The 11574-nt window shown below is 62.0% G+C and carries 10 protein-coding genes; 8 read left to right on the top strand and 2 right to left on the bottom strand.

What is annotated here, in order from left to right:
• Positions 1 to 94 precede the first annotated feature (94 nt).
• On the top strand, positions 95 to 2359 hold the full coding sequence (locus tag Q9451_RS08900; protein WP_012273835.1) for an EAL domain-containing protein: 2265 nt from the start codon (positions 95 to 97) through the stop codon (positions 2357 to 2359).
• Here Q9451_RS08900 and Q9451_RS08895 read toward each other — a convergent pair.
• Together Q9451_RS08895 and Q9451_RS08890 are read right to left on the bottom strand one after the other, a co-directional pair.
• Positions 2259 to 3146, bottom strand: a complete 888-nt coding sequence (locus Q9451_RS08895; RefSeq protein ID WP_012273836.1) for an NAD(P)-dependent oxidoreductase — start codon at positions 3144 to 3146, stop codon at positions 2259 to 2261. The two genes, Q9451_RS08900 and Q9451_RS08895, sit on opposite strands and share 101 nt — an antisense overlap.
• A gap of 165 nt (positions 3147 to 3311) precedes the next feature.
• Positions 3312 to 3623 carry a DUF2288 domain-containing protein gene (locus Q9451_RS08890; RefSeq protein ID WP_012273837.1) on the bottom strand — a complete coding sequence of 104 codons (312 nt, stop codon included), beginning with the start codon at positions 3621 to 3623 and terminating at the stop codon, positions 3312 to 3314.
• Between the two features lie 359 nt (positions 3624 to 3982).
• Here Q9451_RS08890 and Q9451_RS08885 point away from each other — a divergent pair, with 359 nt between their 5' ends.
• The 7 genes from Q9451_RS08885 to Q9451_RS08855 all read left to right on the top strand — a co-directional run bounded on the left by Q9451_RS08885 (position 3983) and on the right by Q9451_RS08855 (position 11419).
• Entirely contained in the window at positions 3983 to 5098 is a 1116-nt protein-coding gene (locus tag Q9451_RS08885) for a branched-chain amino acid ABC transporter substrate-binding protein (protein WP_012273838.1), read from the top strand.
• A 186-nt stretch (positions 5099 to 5284) separates the two neighbouring features.
• Positions 5285 to 6208 carry a high-affinity branched-chain amino acid ABC transporter permease LivH gene (gene livH / locus Q9451_RS08880; RefSeq protein ID WP_003254876.1) on the top strand — a complete coding sequence of 308 codons (924 nt, stop codon included), beginning with the start codon at positions 5285 to 5287 and terminating at the stop codon, positions 6206 to 6208.
• Positions 6205 to 7461 (top strand): high-affinity branched-chain amino acid ABC transporter permease LivM, encoded by a 1257-nt coding sequence (locus Q9451_RS08875; RefSeq protein ID WP_012273839.1) that lies wholly within the window; start codon positions 6205 to 6207, stop codon positions 7459 to 7461. Before livH ends, Q9451_RS08875 begins: the two co-directional genes overlap by 4 nt.
• Positions 7458 to 8225 (top strand): high-affinity branched-chain amino acid ABC transporter ATP-binding protein LivG, encoded by a 768-nt coding sequence (livG, locus tag Q9451_RS08870; protein ID WP_012273840.1) that lies wholly within the window; start codon positions 7458 to 7460, stop codon positions 8223 to 8225. The genes Q9451_RS08875 and livG overlap by 4 nt, the downstream gene beginning before the upstream one ends.
• Positions 8226 to 8927: an ABC transporter ATP-binding protein gene (locus tag Q9451_RS08865; RefSeq protein ID WP_003254879.1), complete on the top strand. Its 702-nt coding sequence runs from the start codon at positions 8226 to 8228 to the stop codon at positions 8925 to 8927.
• Positions 8928 to 9033: 106 nt separating this feature from the next.
• Positions 9034 to 9708 (top strand): membrane protein, encoded by a 675-nt coding sequence (locus tag Q9451_RS08860; protein WP_012273841.1) that lies wholly within the window; start codon positions 9034 to 9036, stop codon positions 9706 to 9708.
• A gap of 103 nt (positions 9709 to 9811) precedes the next feature.
• A complete protein-coding gene (locus Q9451_RS08855) occupies positions 9812 to 11419 on the top strand; it encodes an NAD(P)/FAD-dependent oxidoreductase (RefSeq protein WP_012273842.1) in 1608 nt (535 codons plus the stop codon).
• Positions 11420 to 11574: the final 155 nt, after the last annotated feature.

Raw genomic sequence — 11574 nt, 5'->3', positions numbered from 1 at the left:
CAGGAAGGCTTAAATACTCCTTCCTATACTGCCTCTGGACAGTCTGCACAGGGTGGTTGCGCAGACGAGTGAAAACTCGATCAAGAGGCATTCCATGGAATGGCTGGGGCTGCAACTGTTCGCTGATCTTCCGGCAACCGGGCGCATCGTCATCGATTGCCGGCATGAACCGTTACTGGTTCTACTCGCCTACTTCGTCGCCAGCGCGTCCTGCTTCGCTACCCTCGACATGGCCGAACGCCAGTCACACAGCGACGACCCCACCGCACACCGGCAATGGAACATGCTCGGCGCCTGCTGCCTGGCCGGCGGCATCTGGGCCATGCACTTCATCAGCATGCTGGCCTTCCAGGCCCCGGTGGAAGTGCACTATGACGTCTCGCTGACCATCCTCTCGCTGCTCATTGCCCTGGGTGTCGCCTGGCTGGCCATGCACAGCCTCGAACGCAGCCAGATGCGCGCGTATCACTTTGTGCTTAGCGCTGCGCTGATTGGCCTGGGCATCATCCTGATGCATTTTGTCGGCATGGCCGCAATGGAAACCGGCGCCGTCCAGTACTACCAGACCGGCCTGCTGCTGGCCTCTGCCGCCATCGCCCTGCTCACGAGCCTGGCCGCGTTGTGCCTGGCTCGCTATTTGCGCAATGGCAGCGGCACCCTGTACCAGGCCATGAAGTACGGCGCCAGCCTGCTGCTGGCAGGCGGTATCGTTACCACCCATTTCACCGCGATGTCAGCCATGACCCTGGTCATCCCGGCCGATACCGCACTGCGTCTGCCGTCTGGCGACAACAGCCTGCAACTGGCGCTGGGCATTGGCTTCATCACCCTGCTGATCAGTGGCGCCAGCATCAGCGCCGCGCTGGCCGACAAGAAGCTGCAGAGCAAAGAGCACGATCTGCGTCGGGTCAGCGTGCTGCTCAGCCAACTGGACCAAGCCCGCGCGTCACTGCAGCAGGCCGCGCATTACGATGCCCTGACCAACCTGGTCAATCGCCGTGGTTTCAACCAGGTGTTCGCCGAACGCCTGGTCGAACACCAGGCCAACGAAAACCGCCTGGCGGTGATGTTCCTCGACATCGACCATTTCAAGCGCATCAACGACAGCCTCGGCCACGACGCCGGTGACGAGCTGCTCAAGGTGATCGCCAACCACATCAAGGCCGCTACCCGCAGCCAAGACCTGGTTGCGCGCTTGGGTGGCGACGAGTTCTGTGTGGTCACCAGCCTCAACAGCCGCGACGAAGCCCGTCACCTGGCCCAGCGCATCATGCAACGAATGAAAGACCCCATCGACCTGGGCGGCCGGCGCATGGTCATGACCACCAGCATTGGCGTGAGCATCTTCCCGGACGACGGCAGCACAGCCGAAGAGTTGCTCAAGCACGCCGACCTGGCCCTCTATCAATCCAAGGACAACGGCCGCAACAGCCTGAACTTCTTCAACGACAGCCTGAAGGCCAGGGCTTCGATTGCACTGCAACTGGAAGAAGAGCTGAGACTGGCCCTGTTGGAAGAGCGCGGGTTGTGCGTGCACTACCAGCCCATCTTCGACCTGCGCAGCGGGCAAGTGGCCAAACTGGAAGCGCTGCTGCGCTGGCAGCACCCGCAACACGGCCTGCTGGGGCCCGACCGTTTCATCGGCATTGCCGAAGCCAACGGCCTGATCATCGACCTCGACTTGTGGGTATTGCGCCACGCCTGCGCCGACCTGGCCTACTTGCAGCGCCACGGCTACGGCGAACTCAAGGTCACGGTCAACTGCTCGGCAGTCACCCTCAGCCACGACGAACTGCCCAACGAAGTTGAAAAGGCGCTGTTCCATGCCGCCCTGGCGCCGCGCCAACTTGAGCTGGAGGTGACCGAGAACGCACTGATGGGCGATATCCAGCGTACGGTCAGCCTGCTCAAGCGCGTGCGCGCCCTGGGCGTGGCGCTGTCGATCGATGACTTTGGCACTGGCTACTCGTCACTGGCCTACCTCAAGCGCCTGCCACTGGACGTGCTGAAAATCGACCGCACCTTCCTGCAGGATGTGCCGGGCAGCCAGAAAGACCGCGAAATCGTCCAGGCGATCATCATCATGGCGCATACCCTGCACTTGCAGGTCGTCAGCGAGGGCGTGGAAACCGCCGAACAACAGGCCTTCCTGGAAAGCCACGGTTGCGACTACCTGCAGGGCTACCTGCTGGGGCGCCCCGTGCCGCTGGCAGAGCTGCGGCCGCTGCTGGAGCGGCTACAGCGCCAGAACGGCGTACTCACGCCTTGTTGCGGTACAGCTCCACCAGGGTCGCCGGGTCTTTTTGCAGGTAACCCTGGCTACCGTGCAGGCGCATCAATTGCGCGGCGAGGCCGCTGAGCGGCGTCGCCGAGCCTTGCTCACGGGAGAACTTGACCGCGCCATCCAGGTCCTTGAGCAGCGTGCGTACATGCCACTTGATCGGCTCGAAGCGGCTCTCGGCCATCTGCGGCGCCAGGATCTGCAACGGCTTGGAATCGGCAAAGCCACCGGCCAGCGCTTCGGCAATCAGTGTCGCGTCTACGCCCGACTGCTCGGCCAATGCCACTACTTCGGCAATCACCAGGGCATTGCAGGCTACGATCATCTGGTTGCAGGCCTTGGTCACCTGGCCCGCGCCTACCGCCCCCATGTGCGTCACGCGCTGGCCAAGCACCTGCAGCACCGGGTGTGCACGCTGCAAGTCGGCCACCTCACCACCGACCATGATGGCCAGTGTGCCTGCTTCAGCACCTGGCGTACCGCCAGATACCGGCGCATCCAACCACGCCATGCCACACAGTGCTGCCAGTTCGGCTGCCATTTCACGGGTGGCGGTTGGTTCCAGGCTTGAGAAATCGATCAGCAACTGGCCGCTGCGCCCGCCCTGGGCAATGCCTTGCTCGCCGAACACCACCTCGCGCACCACTGCTGTGTCGGCCAGGCACAGCAGCACCATGTCGCTGTCGCGGCACAATTGGGCCGGGCTGCTGGCCAGGCGCGCGCCGGCAGCGACCAGGGCGGCACACTTGTCTGGGCTACGGTTCCATACCGTCAGCGGATATCCCGCTGCCAATAGACGGCGGCACATGGGCAGGCCCATCAGGCCGATGCCGGCGAATCCAAGCGAAGGTAGTTGTGAGCTCATCAACGTCTCCAGACAAATTCGATATCAATCCAGGCCGCAAGGCAGCCCCATTACGCATCCCGTAAACTGTTACCGCCACGCCGAATTGTTACTTACCTCTACCCGCCTTGCACGGCTTCAAGCACTAAAACGGGGCTGCTGCGTATTTTTGCGCACCAAAAAAGATCACGCCTCTTCCGTGTGCTTCACCTGGATCACGATGAACGGCGAAACCACCACCGCCCAGATCTCTGGATCGCGGCTTTGCAGGTCCAGTGCCTGCTCGGCCGAGACCGGCCCAACGGTGCCATCACTACGCCACTTGGCGAAGATCTCGCTGCGATTCTCGGCCATCGCTTCGGCAACGGTGATCAGGTCCAGGCTGGGGTCGACCCAAATCAGGTCACCCTTGGCCCAGAAACGTTCCAGTGCTTTCCACTCGATGATTGCCGTCTCGCCAAGCAATTTGGCATAGAGGGTGCTTGTTTGATCAGTCATGGGTGGTATCCGCAAAAATCGCCAATTTAAAAAGGCCGGCATTTTTGCAGAAAAACCCGGTTTCAAATATGTAATTTGGTCGATTGACCCCGAAGTTGTGGGGCGGGGTCGCAGATGCAGGCAGTTTGATGGCGCCTTTCTGTATCTTTCTGTCGATCAAGCGACAACCCAGGAAGCAGGCACTTTTCGACCGCTTTTCAAGCGCTCGAACAGCGCTCTACACTGTACCGGTACAGTTCCGGGACATGTTCCGGGGGAAGGTGGGCTTGCGCGTTGGCACAGCCACGCCGCAAATCCCGCCCGGTCTGTAGCCCTGGCCGCCAGGACTATAAGAATTACAACAGAATGAGTGGAGCACTATGATCAAGATTTCCAAGCTGTTCGCCGCAATGGTTCTGGCCGGGGTAGCCAGCCATTCGTTTGCCGCCGATACCATCAAGATCGGCATCGCCGGTCCTAAAACGGGTCCTGTGACCCAGTACGGCGACATGCAGTTCATCGGCGCCAAGCAAGCCATCAAGGATATCAACGCCGCGGGCGGCGTCGATGGCAAGATGCTCGAAGCCAAGGAATACGACGACGCCTGCGACCCTAAACAGGCCGTGGCAGTCGCCAACAAAGTGGTCAACGACGGCGTCAAGTTCGTCATCGGTCACCTGTGCTCCAGCTCCACCCAGCCAGCGTCCGACATCTACGAAGACGAAGGCGTGATCATGATCACCCCGGCCGCCACCTCGCCGGAAATCACCGCCCGTGGCTACAAGCTGATCTTCCGTACCATCGGCCTGGACAGCGCCCAGGGCCCAGCCGCCGGCAACTACATCGCCGACCACGTCAAGCCGAAAGTGGTTGCGGTACTGCACGACAAGCAGCAGTACGGTGAAGGCATTGCCACCGCGGTCAAGCAAACCCTCGAAGCCAAAGGCACCAAGGTTGCCGTCTTCGAAGGCCTGAACGCCGGCGACAAAGACTTCTCCTCGATCATCCAGAAGCTCAAGCAGAACAACGTCGACTTCGTCTACTACGGCGGCTACCACCCAGAACTGGGCCTGATCCTGCGCCAGGCCCAGGAAAAAGGCCTGAAAGCCAAGTTCATGGGCCCAGAGGGCGTGGGTAACGACTCCATTTCGCAGATCGCCCAGAACGCCTCCGAAGGCCTGCTGGTCACCCTGCCGAAGTCGTTCGACGCCGACCCTGAGAACAAGAAGATCGTCGACGCCATCAAGGCTGACGGCAAGGACCCAAGCGGCCCGTTCGTATTCCCGGCCTACTCGGCTGTCGAGCTGATCGCCCAAGGCATCAAGGCCGCCAAGTCCGAAGACACCGACAAGGTGGCTGCTGCCATCCACGCCGGCTCGTTCAAGACCCCTACCGGCACCCTGTCGTATGACGAGAAAGGCGATCTGAAAGACTTCAAGTTCGTGGTCTACGAATGGCACTTCGGCAAGCCGAAGACCGAAGTCTCCCCTCAGTAACTGCGTGACTAAATAGCTGACCGTAGAAGCCCACTGTGCGAGCAGTGGGCTTTGTTTTACGAGGTTCATGGGCCCGATCCCCGCGATCCGGGGGCGGGCTCACCTGAAAATCTTAAAACCGTCACCCGCGGTTTCCTGGCCTACCCCCGCCAGCGAAATGCAAATCAGGTTTTTAGGAGCGCTGTAATGCCTGAGATCTACCATTTCTTCCAACAACTGGTTAATGGATTGACCATCGGCAGCACCTATGCCTTGATCGCCATCGGCTACACGATGGTGTACGGCATCATTGGCATGATCAACTTCGCCCATGGCGAGGTGTACATGATCGGTTCCTACGTGGCCTTCATCGCCCTGGCGGGCCTGGCCATGATGGGCATCCATTCGCTGCCGATCCTGATGACCGTCGCCTTTGTCGCGACGATCTTCGTCACCAGTGCCTATGGCTACAGTATCGAACGGGTTGCCTATCGCCCTCTGCGCAACAGCAACCGGTTGATTCCGCTGATTTCCGCCATCGGCATGTCGATCTTCCTGCAGAACACCGTCTTGCTGTCGCAAGACTCCAAGGACAAATCCATCCCCAACCTGATCCCCGGCAGCTTCTCCTTCGGGCCAGGCGGTGCTGAAGAAGTACTGATCAGCTACATGCAAGTCCTGGTGTTCGTGGTCACCCTGGTGGCCATGACCCTGCTCACCCTGTTCATCTCCCGCTCCCGCCTGGGCCGCGCCTGCCGCGCCTGCGCCGAAGACATCAAGATGGCCAACCTGCTGGGCATCAACACCAACAACATCATCGCCCTCACCTTCGTCATCGGTGCCGCCCTGGCAGCCGTGGCAGCCGTGCTGCTGAGCATGCAGTACGGGGTGATCAACCCCAACGCCGGTTTCCTGGTGGGCCTGAAGGCCTTCACTGCGGCGGTGCTGGGTGGCATCGGCAGCATTCCGGGCGCCATGCTCGGCGGCCTGGTGCTGGGTGTAGCGGAAGCCTTTGGCGCCGACATCTTCGGCGACCAGTACAAGGACGTGGTGGCATTCGGCTTGTTGGTTCTTGTCTTGCTGTTCCGGCCGACCGGCATTCTGGGCCGCCCGGAGGTTGAAAAAGTATGAACAAAAATCTCAAACAGGCGTTCTTCAGCGCCTTGCTGGTATGGGCCGTGGCCTTCCCGGTACTGGGCCTGAAACTGAGCATCGACGGCATCAGCCTGGCCGTGCACAGCCAGGGCTCGTTCACCATCAGCATCATCGCCGTGTGTTCGGTGCTGATGTTCCTGCGTGTGCTGTTCGACAAGCAGTGGAGCTCGGTGATGGGCCGCCGTTCGGATCGCAAGCTGATCCCGCCGGCCGTCAGCAACTACCTGACCCTGCCCAAGACCCAGCGCTATGTGATCATCGGGTTGATCGTGGCGGCACTGGTGTGGCCGTTCTTCGGCTCGCGCGGTGCGGTCGACATTGCCACGCTGATCCTGATCTACGTGTTGCTGGGCCTTGGCCTGAACATCGTGGTCGGCCTGGCGGGCCTGCTCGACCTTGGCTATGTCGGCTTCTACGCCGTCGGCGCCTACAGCTACGCCATGCTCTCGCACTACCTGGGCTGGAGCTTCTGGGTGTGCCTGCCGATTGCCGGCCTGATGGCCGCCACCTTCGGCTTCCTGCTCGGCTTCCCGGTACTGCGCCTGCGGGGTGACTACCTGGCGATCGTGACCCTCGGCTTCGGCGAGATCATCCGCCTGTTCCTGCGTAACCTCACCGACTGGACCGGCGGCCCCAACGGCATCAGCAACATCCCCAAGCCGGAGTTCTTCGGCCTGACCTTCGAACGCCGCGCCGCCGAGGGCATGCAGACCTTCCACGAGTTCTTCGGCCTGGAATACAACTCGATCAACAAGGTCATCTTCCTCTACCTGGTGGCCCTGCTGCTGGCGCTGCTGGCGCTGTTCGTCATCAACCGCCTGCTGCGCATGCCGATCGGCCGCGCCTGGGAAGCCCTGCGCGAAGACGAGATCGCCTGCCGCGCACTGGGCCTCAACCCGACCGTGATCAAACTCTCGGCGTTCACCCTGGGTGCCTGCTTCGCCGGTTTCGCCGGTAGCTTCTTCGCCGCGCGCCAAGGCCTGGTGACGCCGGAGTCGTTCACCTTCATCGAGTCGGCGATCATCCTCGCCATCGTCGTGCTTGGCGGCATGGGCTCACAACTGGGCGTGATTCTCGCGGCCATCGTGATGATCCTGCTGCCCGAGCTGATGCGTGAGTTCAGCGAATACCGGATGCTGATGTTCGGTGCGCTGATGGTGTTGATGATGATCTGGCGTCCGCAAGGCCTGCTGCCTATGCAACGTCCACACATGGAGCTGCGTCGATGAGCCGCGAAATTCTGCAAGTCAGCGGCCTGAGCATGCGCTTCGGCGGCTTGTTGGCGGTCAACGGCGTGGGCCTGACCGTCAAGGAAAAACAGGTGGTGGCGTTGATCGGCCCCAACGGCGCCGGCAAGACCACCGTGTTCAACTGCCTGACCGGTTTCTACAAGCCCAGCGGCGGCACCATCCTGCTCGATGGCCAGCCGATCCAGGGCCTGGCCGGCCACCAGATCGCCCGCAAGGGTGTGGTGCGGACCTTCCAGAACGTGCGCCTGTTCAAGGAAATGACCGCGCTGGAAAACCTGCTGATCGCCCAGCACCGCCACCTCAACACCAACTTTTTCGCTGGCTTGTTCAAGACCCCGGGCTTCCGCCGCAGCGAAAAGGAGGCCATGGAACGCGCGCAGTACTGGCTGGAAAAGGTCAACCTGACCGAGTTCGCCAACCGTACCGCCGGCACCCTCGCCTACGGCCAGCAGCGCCGCCTGGAAATCGCCCGCTGCATGATGACCCAGCCACGCATCATCATGCTCGACGAACCGGCCGCGGGCCTGAACCCGAAGGAAACCGAAGACCTCAAGGCATTGATCGCCTACCTGCGCGAGTCGCACAACGTCACCGTGCTGCTGATCGAGCACGACATGAAGCTGGTGATGAGCATCTCCGACCATATCGTGGTGATCAATCAGGGCACCCCTCTGGCCCACGGCACACCGGAAGAGATCCGCGACAACCCTGATGTGATCAAAGCCTACCTGGGGGAAGCGTAAATGCTGAAGTTCGAAAACGTTTCCACCTTCTACGGCAAGATCCAGGCGCTGCACAGCGTCAACGTGGAAATCAACCAGGGCGAGATCGTCACCCTGATCGGCGCCAACGGCGCCGGTAAGTCGACGTTGCTGATGACCCTGTGCGGCTCGCCGCAGGCGCACAGTGGCAGCATCAAGTACCTGGGTGAAGAACTGGTCGGCCAGCCGTCCTCGCACATCATGCGCAAGAGCATCGCCGTAGTGCCGGAAGGCCGCCGCGTGTTCGCCCGCCTGACCGTAGAGGAAAACCTGGCGATGGGTGGTTTCTTCACCGACAAAGGCGATTATCAGGAGCAACTGGACAAGGTGCTGCAGCTGTTCCCGCGCCTGAAGGAACGTTACATCCAGCGTGGCGGCACCATGTCCGGTGGCGAGCAGCAAATGCTCGCCATTGGCCGGGCGCTGATGAGCAAGCCCAAGCTGCTGCTGCTCGACGAACCTTCGCTGGGCCTGGCACCGATCATCATCCAGCAGATCTTCGACATCATCGAACAGCTGCGCCGCGATGGCGTGACGGTGTTCCTGGTGGAGCAAAACGCCAACCAGGCGCTGAAAATCGCCGACCGGGCGTATGTGCTGGAGAACGGCCGGGTGGTGATGCAAGGGACAGGCGAAGCGCTGTTGACTGACCCGAAGGTGCGCGACGCGTACCTTGGGGGTTGATCGGGAAAGGGCCTTCGGGCCCTTTTTCATGCCTGCTGACTTGTGATCCCAGCACACCCTGCGTAACGTGGCCAGCTCTTTGGCAAAGATCCCCGGAGCCCGCCCCATGCGCCTCACCCCCACCCTGCTGCTCACCGCCCTGCTGCCCCTGTTCGCCGGCTGCCAGCTCATGGCCAACGCCCCAAGCGACCCGAACATCGGCACCACGCGCATGCAGGGCGAACTACGTGCCGCCAACGGCCAGTTGCTGTTCAAGCCATGCAGCGAAAACCGCACGTTCGTGATCAATGATGTCGGCGCCACTGGCATCCTGCAGGAGGCCGCCAACCTTGCCAAGGACGCCAATGACAAGCTGTTCGCCGACGTCCGTGGTCGCCTGACCGGCAGCAAGCAGGCCAACAACGACGGCCAGCTGGAAGTGCGTCGCCTGTACCGCCTGGAACCCTCCGCCCGTGCCTGCGAAGACCCCAACTTCAAGCAGCTAACCCTGCGCGCCGACGGCCAGGAGCCGTTCTGGGCGGTGAAAGCTAGCGGCAAGGGGATGATCATAGAGCGCCCCGGCAAAGACCCGCTGCCCCTGCCGTTCCTTGAAGAAGAAGTGCCCGGCGGCGGCCTGACCCTGAGCAGCGAAGCCAACGGTCAGCACGTGGAACTGTGGGTCGCCCCGCAACGCTGCGTCGACAGCATGAGCGGCGCCGTGCGCCACCTGCGCGCCGAACTGCACATCGACGGCAAGACCTTGCAAGGCTGCGGCTACTACGGTGGCGCACGCGACAACTGATCGCCGGGCACTTTTATCCTGCCAGTCAGGGCGGCGAACAGCTTATACTTGGCGGTTTGTGTAAAGCCGCCGGCCGCCCATGGCCGGGATACTGGACCCTGCCATGCTACGAATCACCGAACTGAAGCTGCCCCTGGACCATCCTGACGAAGCGCTGCGTGAAGCCATCGTCCAGCGCCTGGGCATCCGCGACGAGCAATTGCTCAGCTTCAACCTGTTCAAGCGCAGCTACGATGCGCGCAAGAAGAACAGCGAACTGCAGTTCATCTACACCATCGATCTGGAAGCCAGCAACGAAGCCGAACTGCTCAGCAAGTTCGCCGACGATCGCAACATCAGCGTGGCACCAGACGTGACCTACAAGTACGTCGGCCACGCCCCGGCCGACATGCAGGAGCGCCCGATCGTGGTCGGTTTCGGCCCGTGCGGCATCTTTGCCGGCCTGCTGCTGGCACAGATGGGGTTCAAGCCGATCATCCTCGAACGCGGCAAGGAAGTGCGCCAGCGCACCAAGGACACCTGGGGCCTGTGGCGCAAGAGCGTGCTCAACCCAGAGTCCAACGTGCAGTTCGGCGAAGGCGGCGCCGGCACCTTCTCCGACGGCAAGCTGTACAGCCAGATCAAGGACCCGCAGCACCACGGCCGCAAGGTACTGGAAGAGTTCGTCAAGGCCGGTGCCCCGGACGAAATCCTGTACATCAACAAGCCGCACATCGGCACCTTCCGCCTCACCGGCATGGTCGAGCAGATGCGCCAGGACATGATTGCCCTGGGTGCCGAAGTGCGCTTCCAGGAGAAGGTCACCGACCTGCTGGTCGAAGATGGCCAGTTGACTGGCGTGGTACTGGAGAGTGGCGAGCAGCTGCACTCGCGCCATGTGGTCCTGGCCCTTGGCCACAGCGCCCGCGACACCTTCCGTATGCTGCACGCCAAAGGCGTGTACATGGAAGCCAAGCCATTCTCGGTCGGCTTCCGCATCGAGCACCCGCAAACGCTGATCGACAAGGCGCGCCTGGGCAAGTACGCCGGCCACCCCAAACTCGGTGCCGCCGACTACAAGCTGGTGTACCACGCCAAGAACGGCCGCTCCGTATACAGCTTCTGCATGTGCCCAGGCGGCACCGTGGTCGCGGCTACCAGCGAGCCAGGCCGAGTCGTTACCAACGGCATGAGCCAGTACTCGCGTAACGAGCGCAACGCCAACTCCGGCATCGTCGTCGGTATCGACCCCGAGCGCGACTACCCGGGTGGCCCGCTGGCCGGTATCGAGCTGCAGGAACGCCTGGAGGCCCATGCCTACGTGATGGGTGGCAGCAACTACCAGGCCCCGGCGCAGTTGGTGGGTGACTTTGTCGCCGGCCGGCCATCGACCGCACTGGGCAGTGTCGAGCCGTCCTATAAGCCGGGCGTGACCCTGGGTGATCTGGCGCCAAGCCTGCCGGACTTCGCCATCGAGGCGATCCGTGAGGCACTGCCGGCATTCGACCGCCAAATCAAAGGCTACAACCTGCATGACGCGGTGTTGACCGGGATCGAAACGCGTACCTCGTCGCCCCTGCGCATTACCCGGGGTGAGGATTACCAGAGCCTGAACCTCAAGGGGCTGTTCCCCGCGGGTGAAGGCGCCGGCTACGCGGGCGGGATTCTGTCCGCGGGTGTGGATGGTATCCGCATTGCCGAGGCGGTAGCACGGGATATGCTCGGCCTCTGATTGCTTGAGGCCTTCCAAGGCCTCTTCGCGGGTAAGCCAACTCCCACAGAGACAGCGATGTCACTGTGGCAACGGGCTTGCCCGCGAGAGGGCGCTGGCAGACTTCAGAATAACCCGGCCCCAAGACCAGCCTTCCCCTCACCCCCTCCTCCTCC

Source organism: Pseudomonas sp. NY8896, assembly GCF_039634505.1.
Note: the sequence above shows the minus strand (reverse complement) of the source record. Positions and strands in the feature narration are given on the sequence as shown.